At 70.6% G+C, this 16,057-nt stretch carries 12 protein-coding genes and 1 tRNA gene; 3 read left to right on the top strand and 10 right to left on the bottom strand.

Annotated elements, in window-relative coordinates:
• Positions 1 to 11 precede the first annotated feature (11 nt).
• From mfd to FVE89_RS15810, 9 genes are all read right to left on the bottom strand, one after another.
• A complete protein-coding gene (mfd, locus tag FVE89_RS15770) occupies positions 12 to 3,608 on the bottom strand; it encodes a transcription-repair coupling factor (protein ID WP_160534914.1) in 3,597 nt (1,198 codons plus the stop codon).
• A gap of 166 nt (positions 3,609 to 3,774) precedes the next feature.
• Complete coding sequence (locus FVE89_RS15775) at positions 3,775 to 4,710, bottom strand: dihydrodipicolinate synthase family protein (protein ID WP_160534915.1); 936 nt, start codon at positions 4,708 to 4,710, stop codon at positions 3,775 to 3,777.
• A 217-nt stretch (positions 4,711 to 4,927) separates the two neighbouring features.
• Positions 4,928 to 5,941 carry a galactofuranose ABC transporter, permease protein YjfF gene (gene yjfF, locus FVE89_RS15780; protein WP_160534916.1) on the bottom strand — a complete coding sequence of 338 codons (1,014 nt, stop codon included), beginning with the start codon at positions 5,939 to 5,941 and terminating at the stop codon, positions 4,928 to 4,930.
• Positions 5,938 to 6,912 carry an ABC transporter permease gene (locus FVE89_RS15785; protein ID WP_160534917.1) on the bottom strand — a complete coding sequence of 325 codons (975 nt, stop codon included), beginning with the start codon at positions 6,910 to 6,912 and terminating at the stop codon, positions 5,938 to 5,940. The genes yjfF and FVE89_RS15785 overlap by 4 nt, the downstream gene beginning before the upstream one ends.
• Positions 6,912 to 8,450 carry a sugar ABC transporter ATP-binding protein gene (locus FVE89_RS15790; RefSeq protein WP_342390019.1) on the bottom strand — a complete coding sequence of 513 codons (1,539 nt, stop codon included), beginning with the start codon at positions 8,448 to 8,450 and terminating at the stop codon, positions 6,912 to 6,914. Before FVE89_RS15790 ends, FVE89_RS15785 begins: the two co-directional genes overlap by 1 nt.
• 34 nt (positions 8,451 to 8,484) lie before the next feature.
• Positions 8,485 to 9,450: a galactofuranose ABC transporter, galactofuranose-binding protein YtfQ gene (gene ytfQ / locus FVE89_RS15795; RefSeq protein ID WP_160534919.1), complete on the bottom strand. Its 966-nt coding sequence runs from the start codon at positions 9,448 to 9,450 to the stop codon at positions 8,485 to 8,487.
• Positions 9,451 to 9,634: 184 nt separating this feature from the next.
• Positions 9,635 to 11,896, bottom strand: coding sequence for a xanthine dehydrogenase family protein molybdopterin-binding subunit (locus FVE89_RS15800; protein ID WP_160534920.1), 2,262 nt, complete (start codon positions 11,894 to 11,896; stop codon positions 9,635 to 9,637).
• A gap of 214 nt (positions 11,897 to 12,110) precedes the next feature.
• The gene (locus tag FVE89_RS15805; RefSeq protein WP_160534921.1) at positions 12,111 to 13,154 is read right to left on the bottom strand and encodes a xanthine dehydrogenase family protein subunit M; all 1,044 of its coding nucleotides are present in this window, start codon (positions 13,152 to 13,154) and stop codon (positions 12,111 to 12,113) included.
• A complete protein-coding gene (locus FVE89_RS15810; protein ID WP_160534922.1) occupies positions 13,151 to 13,642 on the bottom strand; it encodes a (2Fe-2S)-binding protein in 492 nt (163 codons plus the stop codon). The genes FVE89_RS15805 and FVE89_RS15810 overlap by 4 nt, the downstream gene beginning before the upstream one ends.
• A gap of 287 nt (positions 13,643 to 13,929) precedes the next feature.
• Between FVE89_RS15810 and FVE89_RS15815 the strand changes: the two genes are divergently transcribed.
• The 3 genes from FVE89_RS15815 to FVE89_RS15825 all read left to right on the top strand — a co-directional run bounded on the left by FVE89_RS15815 (position 13,930) and on the right by FVE89_RS15825 (position 15,944).
• Positions 13,930 to 14,005, top strand: a tRNA-Ile gene (locus FVE89_RS15815).
• 404 nt (positions 14,006 to 14,409) lie between these two features.
• Entirely contained in the window at positions 14,410 to 15,207 is a 798-nt protein-coding gene (locus FVE89_RS15820) for a Crp/Fnr family transcriptional regulator (RefSeq protein WP_160534923.1), read from the top strand.
• A gap of 26 nt (positions 15,208 to 15,233) precedes the next feature.
• Positions 15,234 to 15,944, top strand: coding sequence for an HWE histidine kinase domain-containing protein (locus tag FVE89_RS15825; RefSeq protein WP_246730826.1), 711 nt, complete (start codon positions 15,234 to 15,236; stop codon positions 15,942 to 15,944).
• Here FVE89_RS15825 and FVE89_RS15830 read toward each other — a convergent pair.
• On the bottom strand, positions 15,941 to 16,057 hold a 117-nt coding region (locus tag FVE89_RS15830; RefSeq protein ID WP_160534924.1), incomplete at its 5' end, for an integrase core domain-containing protein. The two genes, FVE89_RS15825 and FVE89_RS15830, sit on opposite strands and share 4 nt — an antisense overlap.

Raw genomic sequence — 16,057 nt, forward strand, 5'->3', positions numbered from 1 at the left:
CGCGGCGTCTCTCACGCCGCCTTCTTCCCCCGCTCGGCGATCTTCACGAGGCTGCGCAGCACCTCGGTGGCGGTCTTGAGCCGGGCCGGGACGGTGTTCAGCTCGCGCACGAACACCACGCTCATGTCGGGCCGCACCTTCGCGAACGAGGCCTGCTCGGCGACATAGGCCACCAGCCCCTGCGGGTTGGCGTAGGACCGGTCGCGGAAATGCACCACCACGCCCTTCGGCCCGGCCTCGACCTTCTCGACATTGGCCTTGAGGCAGAGGATCTTGATCGTGCCGATCTTGAGGAGTTGCTCCACCTCCGGCGGCAGCGGCCCGAACCGGTCGATCAGCTCGGCCCCGAAACTCTCCATCTCGGCATCGTCCTGGATGGTGGCGAGCCGCCGGTAGAGGGCGAGCCGCACGCCGAGATCCTCGACGTAATCCTCCGGGATCGTCACGGGTGCGCCCAGCGCGATGGTCGGCGACCACGCCTCCTCGGGCACGTCCTCGATGCCGGCCTTGAGCGCGGTGACCGCATCCTCCAGCATCTGCTGGTAGAGTTCGTAACCGACCTCCTTGATGTGGCCCGACTGGGCGTCGCCCAAGAGGTTGCCGGCGCCACGGATGTCGAGGTCGTGGGAGGCGAGCTGGAAGCCCGCGCCCAACGTGTCGAGGCTCTGGAGCACCTTGAGGCGTTGCTCGGCCTGGGCGGTGAGCTGGCGGTTGGCCGGGGTCGTGAACAGCGCGTAGGCCCGGGCCTTCGAGCGCCCGACCCGGCCGCGCAGCTGGTAGAGCTGGGCCAGACCGAACATGTCGGCCCGGTGCACGATCAGCGTGTTGGCGGTGGGGATGTCGAGGCCCGATTCCACGATCGTGGTCGAGAGCAGCACGTCGAACTTGCCCTCGTAGAAGGCCGTCATCACGTCTTCCAGCTGGCCCGCCGCCATCTGGCCGTGGGCCACCGCGACCTTGATCTCCGGCATCTCGGCGTCGAGGAACTTTTTGACTTCGGCGAGATCCTCGATCCTGGGCACCACGTAGAACGACTGGCCGCCGCGGTAGCGCTCGCGCAGCAGCGCCTCCCGGATGGTCAGCGGGTCGAACGGCGTCACGAAGGTGCGCACCACCAGCCGGTCGACCGGCGGCGTGGCGATGATCGACAGTTCGCGCACCCCCGTCATCGCGAGCTGGAGCGTGCGCGGGATCGGCGTCGCCGAGAGGGTCAGCACGTGCACGTCGGCCTGGAGCGCCTTCAGCCGCTCCTTGTGGGCGACGCCGAAATGCTGCTCCTCGTCCACGATGATCAGGCCGAGATCCTTGAAGGCGATGTTCTTGGCGAGCAGCGCGTGCGTGCCGACCACGATGTCGACCGTGCCGGCGGCAAGGCCGGCGCGCGTCTGCTTCATCTCCGCCGCGGAGGCGAAGCGGGAGAGCTGCGCCACCTGGACCGGCAGCCCCTTGAACCGCTCGGCGAAGGTCCGGAAATGCTGGCGGGCCAGCAGCGTGGTCGGGACGATCACCGCCACCTGCTTGCCGGAGATCGCCGCCGCGAAGGCCGCGCGGAGCGCCACCTCGGTCTTGCCGAAGCCGACATCGCCGCAGACCAGCCGGTCCATCGGCCGGCCGGCGTTGAGGTCGTCCAGCACCGCGTCGATGGCGTTGGCCTGATCCTCGGTCTCCTCGAACGGGAAGCGGGCGGCGAACTCGCCGTAGAGTCCTTCCGGCGCCTTGAGGGCCGGCGCCTTCCGGACGAAGCGCTGGGCCGCGACCTTGATCAGCTCGCCCGCCATCTCGAGGATGCGGCGCTTCATCTTGGCCTTGCGGGCCTGCCATGCGCCGCCGCCGAGCCGGTCGAGGGCGACCTCGGAATCCTCCGAGCCGTAGCGGGTCAGGAGCTCGATATTCTCCACCGGCAGGAGCAGCAGGCCGCCGGTATAGGCGAGTTCCAGGCAGTCATGCGGGGCGCCGGCCGCGTGGATCGTCTTCAATCCGGAAAAACGGCCGATGCCGTGGTCGGCATGCACGACGAGGTCGCCGGGCTGGAGCGCCTGCACCTCCAGGATCACGTCCTGGGGTCTTTTGGCCTTGCGCTTCTGGCGGACCAGCCGGTCGCCGAGGATGTCGCCCTCGGAGACGACGGCGAGCTCCCCCGCGATGAAGCCCGCCTCCAGGCCCCAGACGGCCACCGCCGCGTCGGTGCCGCGCTTCAACGCGTAGACGTCGGTGAGCCGGGTGATCGCCACGGGCTTCTTCAGGCCGTGATCGGTGAGCACGCCGCAGAGCCGGTCGCGGGATCCGTCGGACCACGCGCCCAGGATCACGTGATGCCCGGATCCCTGGAGATCGCGGATATGCGCCACCGCGGCGTCGAACACGCTGGCATTCTCGTCGGCCCGCTCCGGCGCGAAGTTTCGTCCGGCCTTGGCGCCGCAATCGATCACGATCCGCTCGGACGATTCAGGCTGCGCGAAGGGCGTCAGCCGCGCCACGGTGGCGGTGGCGATCCGCTCCTTGAGTTCGTTCGGCGTCAGGTAGAGGGCGCGGGGCGGCAGCGGCTTGTAGGGGGCGACGCCGGGCTGCGGCGTCTTCATCGCGCCCTCGCGGGCCTGGTAATAATCCTGGACGAGGCTGATCCGCTCGGCGGCGGCGTCCTCCACCTGCGGGTCGAAGACCAGCGGCACGCCGCCGAGATAGTCGAACAGCGTGTCGAGGCGGTCGTAGAACAGCGGCATCCAGTGCTCGAGGCCAGCGTAGCGCCGCCCCTCGCTCACCGTCTCGTAGAGCCGGTCGTCCCGGGTCGCCGCACCAAAGCTCTGGATGTAGTTCTGACGGAAGCGCCGGATCGTCTCGGTGGTGAGCTGGACCTCGCTCATCGGCATCAGGTCGAGGGAGCGGAGTTGGCCGGTGGTGCGCTGCGTCTCCGGATCGAAGGCGCGGATCGATTCCAGCGTGTCGCCGAAGAAGTCGAGGCGGATCGGCGCCGGCAGGCCCGGGGGCGACAGGTCGAGGATGCCGCCGCGGACCGCGTATTCGCCGGTGTCGCGCACCGTCCCGGTGCGCAGGAAGCCGTTGGCCTCGACCCAGGCCACCACGTCGTCCATCGCCACGACGTTGCCGATCGCCGCCGAGAACGCCTCCTTGGCGATATGGGTGCGGGGCGGGACCCGCTGCACCAGGGCGTTGACGGTGGTGCAGAGGATGCGCGGCCTGTCCTCGGCCGAGCGGGTGCGGGCGAGGCGGGCGAGCGCCGTCATCCGGGCGGCCGCGACGGCGGTCGTCGGCGAGACCCGGTCGTAGGGCTGGCAGTCCCAGGCCGGCAGGCTCATCACGTCCATCTCGGGCGCGACGAAGCCCAAAGCCGCCTGGAACGAGGCCGAGCGGCCGGAATCGCGCGCCACGTGGACCAGCACGGCCGGCGCGTCGACGGTGGGGGCCAGGGCGCGGGCGAGATCGGCGAGCGCGAGCGCGTCGAACCCCTCCGGGGCACTCGCGAGGACCGGGCTGTCGCCGCGCTTGAGGGCGTCGATCGCCTTGGCGAGCGCGGAGGATTTCGGCAGGGCGAAGCGCGCGACCTGCTGTTTGGCGGCGGGAGCGGAAGGCTTCGGTTGCGGCTTGGCCATCGGGTCTTTCGCGGGGGATCCCGCCGGGCGCGTCAGGGGCAGATGTCGGGTGGCGTTAGCCCAACCGGCCAGCGCGATAAAGCTTTCCGGCGGTCGCGTCGGCGGGGCAGCTCGACGCGTCCTATATGGCGATCCCGCCCCGGCATGGAACGGCTGCGCGCCGGCCTCAGCCTTCGAGCCGCGCCCGGCTGTCGGTCCGGGCGAGGCGGGCCAGCAGGTACTCGACCTCGGCCTTCGCCTGGGCAGTCAGCACCTGCGAGGGCTTGCGCTGCGTATCGGATGAAAAAATCCCCCGGCGCAGGAACACGTATTTGCGCACGGCGAGCCCGAGCGGGCCCTGCTGCTGCTCGTAGCGGAGATAGGGCAGGTGGGCGTCGAACAGGTCGTGGGCGGCGTCGCGCTCACCGGCCCGGCCGAGGCGGACCACATCGACCAGCATCTCCGGGAAGGCGTAGCCGGTATTGGCCCCGTCGGCGCCGCGCTCGGTCTCGAAATCGAGGAACAGGCCGCCATTGCCGACCAGAATCGCGATGTGGCGCATCGAGCCGTCCGCCTCGAAGCCGCGGAGCGAGGAAATCTTCTCCAGGCCCGGCCAGTCCTCGTGCTTGAGCATCACGCAGGAGGGATTCTCGGTGACGATCCGGCGGATCACCCCGGGGGTCATCTGCACCGAGAAGGTGAGGGGATAATCCTGAAGCACGAAGGGAACGTCCGGGCCTATCGCCTCGGCGGCATTGCGGAAATAGCCGGCCACCTGGTCGTCGGTGCGCAGCGTGTTGGGCGGGGCGATCATCACGCCGGCCGCGCCGAGCTCCATCACCTCCCGGGCGAGGGACCGCATGGCCGCGAAGCCCGGCGCCGTGACGCCGACGATCACCGGCAGACGCGTGCGCCCGAGGACGCGCTTGGCCACCGCGATCGCCTCCGCGTGGTCGAGCTTACCGGCCTCGCCGAGCTGGCCGAGGATCGTCAGGCCGTCGACGCCGGCCGCGCCGAAGAAGTCGGTCATCCGATCGAGGGCGGTCTCGTCGATCCGGCCATCCGGGTGGAACGGCGTCGGGGCGATCGGCACGACGCCGCGAATGTCGCTGGTGAGGGGCATGCCGGTTTTCCTCCGTCGCAGGACGCTGCGGGCGGGGACCATAGGCCGGGATGACCGGAAAATCTTTAGCCGATCGCGGTCGGATCAGGTCGTGGTTTCGAGAGGTCGAGACCTGTCGCGGGTCCAGGGCAGAGCCCCGGTGTCGGGCTGCACGCGAGACAGTCAGGGCTTTGCCCTGACAACCCACCAAAGGGCACAGCCCTTTGGAAACCAGGAATCAGGCCCGGGCCCCCACCGGCCGGACAGCCGGCGCCCCGGCCGAAGCCCGAGCCCGCCGCCCCGAGCGGCCGGCCAGCGCCACCGAGCCCTGCTGGAGGGCGATGAACGCGAAGAGCAGCAGCCCCGTGGCGATCTTGGTCCACCAGCTCGACAGAGTGCCGTCGAAGGTGATGGCCGTCTGGATCAGGCCGCCGATCATCACGCCCAGGAAGGTACCCGGCAGGCCGCCCTGGCCGCCGGTCAGCAGCGTGCCGCCGATCACCACCGCGGCGATCGCGTCGAGTTCCACCCCCACCGCCGAGAGCGGCGTGCCCGAGGCGGTGTCGAGGGAGAACACGATCCCGGCGAGCGCGGCAAGCAGGCTCGACAGGGCGTAGACCGCGATCATGTTGCGCCCGACCCGCACGCCCATCAGCGCCGTGGTCTGGCGGCTGCCGCCGAGCGCGTAGACCGTCGCGCCGAAACGGGTCGCGTGGAGCAGCACCCCGCCGGCCAGGAACACGGCGAGCATCACCCCCCCGGTCAGGGTCAGCCGGCCGCCGCCGGGCAACGACAGGGCGAAGTCGGAGACCGCGCCGTAGAGGGGCGTGTCGATCGGGACCGACTCGGTGGAGAGCAGGAAGCCGGCGCCCCGGGCCAGGAACATGCCGGCCAGCGTGACGATGAAGGGCGGCATGTCGAAGACATGGATCAGCGCGCCCATCACGGCCCCGAACAGGGCGGCGGCGGCGAGCACGATCGCGAAGGCCACGAGCGGCGGGATGCCCCAGCGGGTGATGGCGAGCGCCAGGAACACCGTGGTGAACCCCACCACCGAGCCCACCGACAGGTCGATGCCGCCCGCGATGATCACGAAGGTCGTGCCGACCGCCACGATGCCCAGGAAGGCGCTGTCGGTGAGCAGGTTGCCGACCACCCGCGTGGTCAGGAAGGCAGGGTACTGCGTCGCGCACAAGCCGTAGCCCGCCGCGAACAGGAGCGCGGCCACGAGGACCGGGAGGTTGCGGCTCATCGCGGGCTCCGCAGCAGCAGGGACAGGCCGGCGAGGCGCGGCGATTGCAGCAGGAGCACCGCCAGCACCACCGCGGCCTTGACCACGAGGTTGAGTTCCGGCGGCAGGCCGGAGAGCAGGATCCCGGTGTTCATCGCCTGGATCAGGAAGGCCCCGAGCACCGCCAGCCACAGGCTGAACCGGCCGCCGAGGAGCGAGGACCCCGCCACCACCACGGCCAGGATCGCGTCGAGTTCGAGCCACAGCCCGGCATTGTTGGCGTCGGCCCCCAGGATGTCGGCCGCCGCGACGACGCCCGCCAGAGCCGCGCAGAACCCGCTCCAGGCATAGACCGCCAGCGTCACGGCGCGGGTGTCGATGCCGGCGAGCGCGCTGGCCCGGGCATTGCCGCCGGTCGCCTCGATCATAAGACCCAGCGCCGTGCCGCGCACCAGGGCCAGGGTCAGCAGCAGCATGCCGAGGACCAGTACAACCGGCATCGGTACGCCGAGCACGGCGCCGCCGCCGAGAAACGCGAGGTCGGGGGAGGCGAATGTGATGATGCGCCCCTCGGTGATCAGCTGGGCGATACCGCGGCCCGCGACCATCAGGATCAGGGTGGCGACGATCGGCTGGATCCGCAGCACCGCCACGAGGAGGCCGTTCCACAGCCCGCAGACGAGCCCTGTGGCCAAAGCCGCCGCGAGCACCAGAGGCAGGGGCTGGCTGTCGGCGAGGCTCGCCGCCACGGCGCCCGCGATCGCCATCACGGCGCCGACCGACAGGTCGATGCCGCCGGTGGCCACCACCAGCACCATGCCGAGCGACAGCAGCGCCACCGGCGCGCCGCGGTTGAACACGTCGACGAGGCTGCCGAACAGGCGCCCGTCCTGCCAATGCAGGTCGAGGAATTGCGGCGCGACCAGACGGTCGGCGAGCAGAACCGCCAGGAAGGCGAGGAGCTGGGGCGCTCCGGCGCGGAGGGCGCGCATCAGGCGGGCTCCGGCAGGGAAGCGGGCGCCGCCTCCGCGGCGATCGCCCGGAGGATGGCGGTGACGTCGATCGCCCCGTCGGCGAGTTCGGCCACCTGGGCGCGGTCGCGCATCACGATCACCCGGTCGGAATAGGTCACGATCTCCTCCAGCTCGGAAGAGATCACCAGCAGGGCGAGGCCCGCGTCGCACAGGCTGCGGATCAGCCGGATGATCTCCGCATGCGCCCCGACATCGATGCCCCGTGTCGGCTCGTCGAGGATCAGCAGGCGCGGCTCGGTGGCGAGCCAGCGCGCCAGCAGCGCCTTCTGCTGGTTGCCCCCGGAGAGGAGCCCGATCGGCCGCTCCGGGTCGGGCGGCCGGATGTCGAGCTTGGCGATGAAGTCGCGGGCGATCCGGTCCTGCGCCGCCCCACCCACCGGCCGGAACGGACCTCTCCGGGCCTGGAGCGCCAGCACGATGTTCTCGCGCACGGTCAGGTCGGCGACGATGCCGTCGGTCTTGCGCTCCTCCGGGCAGTAGCCGAGGCGGTGCTTGAGCGCGTCCCGGGGGCCGGCGATCCGGACGGGCTTGCCGTCGAGCAGGATGCGGCCCTGGTCCGGGCGCTCCGCCCCGAACAGCAGGCGGGCCGTCTCGGTCCGCCCGGAGCCGAGGAGGCCCGCGAGGCCCACCACCTCGCCGCCCGCCACCGTGAGATCGACCGGCCGGAGATAGCCGGCCTTGCCGAGTTTGTCCGCACGCAGGACCGGCGGCCCGGCCTCAATCCGCGGAGCCCGCGCCCCCGTCTCTGCCCGTCCCTCGTCCTCGGCGAGATCGCGGCCCAGCATGGTGCGCACGAGGTCGAGGCGCGGAAACTGCGCGGTCTCGCGCTCGGTCACCAGCCGGCCGTTGCGCAGGACCGTGATCCGGTCGGTGATCGCGTAGACCTGCTCCAGGAAGTGGGTCACGAACACGATGCCGATGCCCTGCGCGGCCAGCCGGCGCATCACGCCGAACAGCACCGTCACCTCGTGCGTGTCGAGGCTCGCGGTCGGCTCGTCGAGGATCAGCGCCCGGGCCGAGAGGTCCACCGCCCGGGCGATCGCCACGAGGTGCTGCACCGCCACCGGGAAGCTTCCGAGCGGCGCCCCGACATCGATCGCGAGGCCGAACTCCGCCAGCCGCTCCCGTGCGCGCTGCCGCATCGCCCGGGCGCGGACGAGGCCGAACCGGGTCGGCTCCCGGCCGAGGAACAGGTTCTGTGCCACGGTGAGGTTCGGCAGCAGGCCGACCTCCTGGTAGACCGTGGCGATGCCGGCCCGGGCCGATTCCTCCGCCGAGCGCGGCGCGATCGGCACGCCGTCGAGCCACACGTCGCCGGCATCGCGCCGGACGATTCCGGTCACGGTCTTGATGAAGGTCGATTTGCCGGCGCCGTTCTCGCCGAGGAGGGCGTGGATCTCTCCCCGGCGCAGGGTGAAGTCGACCCCCGCGAGGGCCTGATGCCCGGCGAAGCTCTTGGAGAGCCCGCGGACGCTGAGGAGGGGCGTGTCGGACACGGGACCGCTCGCAGGGATCACGGCGCGGGGCGCGTCAGTAGCCGAGACCCTTCTTGCTCTCGTAGACCTTCTGCGGGTCGTCGGCCGCCGTGTAGAGCTTCGACTCGGTCTGGATCCACTTGGGCGGGACGGTGCCCTTCTCCTTGTAGGCCTTCAGGACATCGAAGGCCGGGCCGGCCATGTCGGGCGTGAGCTCGACGGTGGCGTTGGCCTCACCCGCCGCGATCGCCTTGAAGATGTCGGGCACCGCGTCGATCGAGACCGTCAGGATCTCCTTGCCGGGCTTCAAGCCCGCTTCCTTCATCGCCTGGATGGCGCCGACCATCATGTCGTCGTTGTGGGCGTAGACCGCGCAGATCGAGCGGCCGCCCTCGGCCTTGATGAAGCTCTCCATCACCTCCTTGCCCTTGGCGCGGGTGAAGTCGCCCGTCTGGCTGCGCACGAGCTTGAGGTTGGCGTGGGGCGCGATGGCGGCGTCAAAACCCTTCTTGCGGTTGGTGGCGACGCTGGCGCCGACCGTGCCCTGGAGCTCGACCACGTTGCAGGGCTTCTCGCCGACCGTCTTGGCCAGCCAGTTGCCGGCGACGCGGCCCTCCTCGACGCTGTCGGAGGTGACGGCGGTGAGGTAGAGGTCCTTGCCGGACGGGTCGATGTCGCGGTCGAGCAGGATCACCGGGATCTTGGCGTCCCGGGCTTCCTTGAGCACGGCGTCCCAGCCTGTGGCGACCACGGGCGCGAGCAGGATCGCGTCCACCCCCTGCGCCACGAAGGAGCGGATCGCCTTGATCTGATTCTCCTGCTTCTGCTGCGCATCGGCGATCTTGACGGTGATGCCGCGCTTCTTGGCCTCGGCCTTGGTCACCGTGGTCTCGGCGGCGCGCCAGCCGGATTCCGAGCCGATCTGCGAGAAGCCGACGGTCAGCGAGGCCGCCTGGGCCGCACCGCCCCACGCGAGCATCGCGCCCACGAGCAAAGCCTTGATGGAAATCGATTCCCTCATGACACGTCCCCCCTGATTGCGGCCGCCGCCTCTTCAGAGCGATCGGCCCGCATATGTCTGACATATGCGAGACGCGCTGAATAGCCGCAGGGAGGGAACATGTCACCCTGACGCATCGTGAGACGCGCACCGGGGTGTTTCAGATCGCCAAACTTGTCTGAGTTTGGGCGTCCGGCCGCCGGGATCAGCCGAGCAGCTTGTCGAGCGTGATCGGCATCGCGCGCACCCGCACGCCGGTGGCGTGCCAGACCGCGTTGGCGATGGCCCCCACCGTGCCGGTGATGCCGATCTCGCCGACGCCCTTCACGCCGAGGTTGTTCACCACCGCGTCGTCCTCGTGGACGAGGATCGCCTCCAGGGCGGGCACGTCCGCGTTCACCGGCACGTGGTACTCGGCGAGGTTGTCGTTGAGGAAGCGGCCGGTGCGCGGGTCCATCTCGGCCCGCTCGTGGAGCGCGAAGGACAGGCCCCAGATCATCCCGCCGTAATACTGGCTCCGGACCAGCCGCGGGTTGATCACCCGGCCCGCCGCGAAGGCGCCGACGAGGCGGCTCACCCGGATCTGGCCGAGATCGGGATCGACCTTCACCTCGGCGAAGACCGCCCCGTGGGCGTGCATGGCGTAGGCCGCCTGCGCGGCCGGATCGGCCCCGGCCTTGCCCCGCCCCTCGATGCTGGCCCGGCCGGCCCGCTTGAGGATATCGGTGACGGACTCGCTCCGGCTCGGATCGTCGCGCCGGGTCAGGCGCCCGTCGGCGGCGGTCACCCCGGCATTGCCGGCGCCGTAGAGCGGGGAGGCGGGGTCGTTGGTGGCGAGATCCGCGAGCTGGCGGATCACGTCGGCGGCGGCCGCGTGGATCGCGCCGCCAGCGGTCGCGGTGTGGCCGGAGCCGCCCGCGATGCCGGCATTCGGCAGGTCCGAAGACCCCATCCGGAAGGTGAGGGCCTCCATCCCGATCCCGAGCCCGTCGGCGGCGATCTGGGCGAGCGCCGTCCACGAGCCCTGGCCCATGTCGATCGCCCCGAGTTCCACCGTGCCGGTGCCGTCGGCGCGGATCTCGGCCCGGGCTAGCCCCTCGAAGATCAGCGCCGGGAAGGTGGCGGTGCCCATGCCGGTGCCGACCAGGAACCCGTCCCTGTCGCGCGTCTGGCGGGGCTGGAGCGGGCGTCCGGCCCAGCCGAAGGCCTCGGCGCCGCGCCGGTAGCACTCCCGCAGAGCCTTCGAGGAGAACGGCTTGCCGGTGATCGGCTCGACCTCGGCGTAATTGGCGAGCCGGAAGTCCAGCGGGTCCATGCCGAGTTCGAAGGCCATCTCGTCCAGCGCGCTCTCCAGGGCGACGCTGCCGGTGGCCTCGCCGGGCGCGCGCATGAACAGCGGCGTGCCGGTGTCGAGGCGCACCGCCTCGTGCCGGATCGCGAGGGCCGGGCTGGCGTAGAGCGTGCTGGTCGCCCGGCCCGCCGGCTCGAAGAAATCGTCGAAGCTCGACGAAGCGGTGAGGATGTGGTGGTCGAGGGCCGTCAGCTTGCCGGCGGCGTCGGTGCCGAGGCGGAGCGTCTGCCGGGTCGGGCCGCGATGGCCCATCGGGCCGTACATCTGGCTCCGGGTCGGCACGAGCTTCACCGGCCGGCCCACGAGCTTGGCCGCCATGCAGGCCAGCACCTGCGGCCCGGCGGGCACGCCCTTCGAGCCGAAGCCGCCGCCGAGATAGGGGCTCTCGATATGGATGTCCTCGGGGCTGATGCCGAAGAGCCCGGCGAGCCTTGCCTGCGACATGGCGAGCGCCTGGGTCGGCATGAACAGCGAGAGCCGGTCCCCGTCCCAGCTGGCGACCGCCGCGTGCGGCTCCATGGCGTTGTGGTACTGGGCCGGCGTCTCGTAGGTGGCGGCGATTCTTTTGGACGCAGAAGCGAGCCCGGCCTCGACGTCGCCGTCGGACTCGGCCGGGGGCGCGCCGACGCCCACGGAGGGCGGCGAGAACACGTCGCCCGCATCGAGGCCGATCCGCGGAGTCTCGGCCGCGTAGGTCGGGGCGAGCAGCCGGGCGCCTTCGGTGGCCGCCTCCAGGGTCTCGGCGATCACCACGGCGATCGGCTGGTTGGCGTAGCGGACGCGGTCGTTCTGCAGGAGGTCGAGGCGGAAGGTGAACGGGCCGTCCTTGGCGTCCGGGTCCTTGGCGAGCTTCGGGGCGTTCTGCGGGGTCATCACCGCCACGACGCCGGGATGCGCCTCGGCGGCGGCCACGTCGAGGCCGGTGACGCGGCCCTTCGCGATCCGCGCGACGCAGAGCGCCGCGTGGAGCGTGCCGGGGGGCAGGTTGTCGGCTGAGAAGCGGGCCTGACCGGTCACCTTGAGCGGGCCGTCGCGCCGGGTGAGCGGCTGGCCGATGCTGGAGCCGTGGCGGATGCCGCCGGCGGGGAGGTTCGTGGGCGAGGCGGTCGCGGTCATGCGGGTCTCCTCAGATGGATGAAACCGGTGCGCGGAATCACGAAAGTCATGGTTTCGAAAGGACCGCGTCCTTTCGCGGGTGCAGGGCAGAGCCCTGCGGACGGCCCTCCCACCCCCTTCGAGGGGTGGGAGGGCCGTTCGTCGGGGTTTCACCCCGACACCCCACCAAAGGGCCGCGCCCTTTGGGAACCCCGTGTCGGCCTGGCCACACGGGTCAGACGATGCCGAACGGGGAGGCGGGGAGCGCCGGGATCCGGGCGGGCGTGCCCGCAGCGGCTTGGGCGAGGGCGCGGATCGCCACCCGGCGGGCCAGTTCGATCTTGAAGGCGTTGGCCTCCCCGGTGGGCTTGGCGCCGGCGAGCGCGGCATCGGCGGCCTTGGCGTAGGCCTCGGGCGACGGCGCCTGTCCGGCGAGCGCGGCCTCGGCCTCCGCCACCCGCCAGGGCTTCAGCGCCAGCCCGCCGAAGGCGAGGCGGGCCTGCCCGATCCGGCCGCCGGCCTCCAGGGTGAGGGCCGCCGCCGCCGAGACAACCGCGAAGGCGTAGGAGGTGCGGTCGCGGACCTTGAGATAGCGGGCATGGCCCCGGAAGGAGGCCGCCTCGGGGGGCAGGCGCAGGGCGGTGATCAGCTCGCCGGGCCTCAGGTCGGTCTCCCGCTCCGGGTGGTCGCCGGGCAGGTGGTGGAAGGCGGTGAGCGGCACCTCGCGGGCGCCGTCCGGCCCGGCGATCTCCACCACCGCGTCGAGGGCGGCGAGGGGCACGCAGAAATCGGACGGGTGGGTGGCGATGCAGTGCGCGCTCCACCCCTGGACGGCATGGATGCGGGTGGCGTGCCCCAGGGCCGCGCAGCCGGAGCCCGGCGCCCGCTTGTTGCAGGGCGATACGGCGTCGGTGAAGTATTGGCAGCGGGTGCGCTGCATCAGGTTGCCGCCGACGGTGGCGGCGTTGCGCAATTGCGCCGAGGCACCGGCCAGCAGGGCCTCGGCCACCATCGGGTAGGTTTTGGCGAAGGTGGGATCGTAGGCGAGGTCGCTGTTGCGCACCAGGGCGCCGACCCGGGTGGCGCCGTCCGGCAGCCGCTCGATCGCCGAGAGGCCGGGCAGGCGGGTGATGTCGACGACGCGCTCGGGGGTGGCGACGCCGCCCTTCATCAGGTCGACGAGATTCGTGCCGGCCGCGAGGAAGGCGGTGCCCGGAACCTGCCCGGCCGCCACGGCCTCCGGCACGCTCGCCGGGCGGATGTAATCGAAGGTCCTCACGCCGCGTCCACCCGGTGCTCCGTGCGGGAAGCCGCGTCCTGAACCGCATCGAGGATGCCGGCATAGGCGCCGCAGCGGCAGAGATTGCCGCTCATGCCCTCGCGGATGCGCTCGGGATCGGTGCCGGCCTGCCCCTCACGGATCAGGCCGACCGCGCTCATGATCTGGCCGGGGGTGCAGAAGCCGCACTGGAAGCCGTCATGGGCGATGAAGGCCGCCTGGACCGGGTGCAGCCGGTCGCCCTCGGCGAGCCCCTCGATGGTCAGGATCTCGGCGCCGTCGAGGCTCGCGGCGAGAGTCAGGCAGCTGTTGATGCGCCGCCCGTCCACCAGCACCGTGCAGGCGCCGCACTGGCCGCGGTCGCAGCCCTTCTTGGCGCCGGTCAGGCCGAGGCGCTCGCGCAGGAGGTCGAGGAGGGTCACCCGCGGATCGTCGAGGGCGATCTCGCGCGGCTGCCCGTTCAGGGTGAGCCTGAGGGGGATGGTCATGGGGTCCGGCTCCGCGAAGGCTGGAACCGTTTCAGATAGCTGGGCCGGACTCCGCGGCGAGACCTTGAGCGGAGGACGATGTGCGCAACATCACGGTGCGCATAGGGTGCGCTGCTATGCGGACTTGACCGGCCGCCGAGACCCGGTTGAAGGCTCCTGGCCGCAAGCCCCGCACGCAGGCGTGCCAAGCCCCCGCGGATCGCACAGCCGGCGGCTCATCCGGCTCCGGACGGGGTGACGAAGCCGGGCCGTTCGGGTATCAGTTTGATCGGGGGATTCCCTCCGCCGGGCCTGTAGCTCAATGGTTAGAGCCGACCGCTCATAACGGTCTGGTTGTAGGTTCGAGTCCTACCGGGCCCACCAATGTTTTCAATGGTTTAGCATTCTTCCACGGACATCTCTCCAGTTCACCGAACCTACGGCAACTGGAAAAGGGCTCTGCGCCACCCTTCGCACGTGCCGGGGAGCAACGGAGGCAGCGGCGCGCGCAACAGCAGGCGAGGCGGCGATCTGATCTTCTCGGATGCCGATGTGCTGTGGCTGGCTGAGAGCCGCGAGCCGATCGAGGTGCCGTAGCTCGCCCAAAGTCGTCCCTGGTTTATGCGTCTGCCATAGTCGTTTCAACTAGATATCGTCGCGCGACTTTGGGCCAGCCTTCACTGATAAGCGTGTCGGTAAGCAAAAAAGTCCGAAACTAATCTACATGAGCTTAGAGGAACGGGGTCTGAGCATAAGCTCTTCCGCCACGTCGCCGCGGAGACGCAGCCATGTCGAACCTGCTCCTGCGCAAGCTGCAGCGCTATGTCCGCCTCTCGGAGGCCGATTGCATTTGGCTGGCCGAAGCCTTCGGCCCAGCACGCGCGGTCGCCGCGCGCACCGACATCATCCATGAGGGCGACGATCCGCGTGCGGTCAATGTCATCGTTGACGGCTGGGCCTGCCGCTACCGGCAGTTCGCAGACGGCCGACGCCAGATCGTCGCGCTCCTCCTGCCGGGCGATCCGTGCGACCCGCACGTCTTCCACCTCGACGAGATGGACCACACGGTCGGCGCGATCACGCCCGTCATCCTCGGCCAGATCTCCGGCGCCGCGCTCCAGGCGATGACGGCCCGCAGCCCGCAGCTCGACCTCGCCTTCCACCGGGAGGCGCTCGCCACCGCGGCGGTGCAGCGCGAATGGACGATCAGCCTGGGCAGCCGCACCGGCATCGAGCGCCTCGCCCACCTGTTCTGCGAGCTGCACGCGCGGCTGGAGGCGGTGGGTCTGGCCGAGGCCAACACCTGCCCGATGCCGATCACCCAGAACGACCTCGGCGACGCGATGGGCCAGACCAGCGTGCACGTCAACCGCACGCTGCAGGAGCTGCGCGGCATGGGACTGATCACCCTGCGCAGCCGGCGCCTCACCATCCACGACCCGGTCGCGCTTGCCCGGCTCGCCCATTTCGACCCGACCTACCTCCACTTCGTAGCACCCGCCGACCGCACCGTTCCGTGGCGGCGTGAACCACCCACTCACGACGACCTGGCAGAAATATCCAATAGCCGCGGAGGCCCGGCATGACAGAGCCCGGTGACATGGCGGACCACATGGCCGACCACATGGCGGACCAGCTTGCCGCACTGCGAGCCGACAATGCACGGCTGCGCCGCCTGCTCGACGAGGCCGGCATGCCCGACAGCCTGCGCCACGGGATGCGCAATACGATGGCGATGCTGCGCACGATCATGCATCGGTCGGCTGAGAGCGCCGACGAGATCGACACCTATGTCGCTCATCTGGATGGGCGCTTGAGTGCCATCGCGAGGGTGCAAACCACGACGGATGTGTTCGGCGAGGCGGACCTGCATACCCTCGCCTCGGACGAGCTGATGGCCCACCTCGTGCGCGAGGGCGAGCAGGCCGCGATTGCGGGGCCGCGCGTGCGGCTCCGGCCGAGGGCGGCGCTCGTCATGGCGCTGGCGCTCCACGAGCTGACGAGTAACGGGATCGAGCATGGCTCCCTTGCGCTCCCGCAAGGGCGGGTGACGGTGACCTGGCAGATCGAGCCGGGCGATCCCGAGCCGGCTCTCGCGCTGACGTGGAAGGAGACGGGGGGCCGCGCGGTGACGAAGCCCATCCGCCGCGGCTTCGGCACGGCGCTGCTGGAGGAGATGCTGGCTTACGAATTCGAAGCGCAAACAACCCTCACCTACGAGCCCGATGGGCTGCGCTGCGCACTCCGCGTCCCGCTCACGGCTCGGATCGGACGCATCCTCACCTCGGACGTGATCCACGACGGTGCCGATGAAGGCGACTAGATGTCGTTTCCAAGGAGGTTGTCCTTGGGGAGCCTGCTTGTTGGCGGTTGTCCACCGAGTGCGGAGTGGGGTCTGCGGCTATTGTAGTCGCACAGCCACGGGGTCATGGCGGC

Origin of the sequence: Methylobacterium sp. 2A (assembly GCF_009806555.1) — a bacterium.
Classification (GTDB): domain Bacteria; phylum Pseudomonadota; class Alphaproteobacteria; order Rhizobiales; family Beijerinckiaceae; genus Methylobacterium.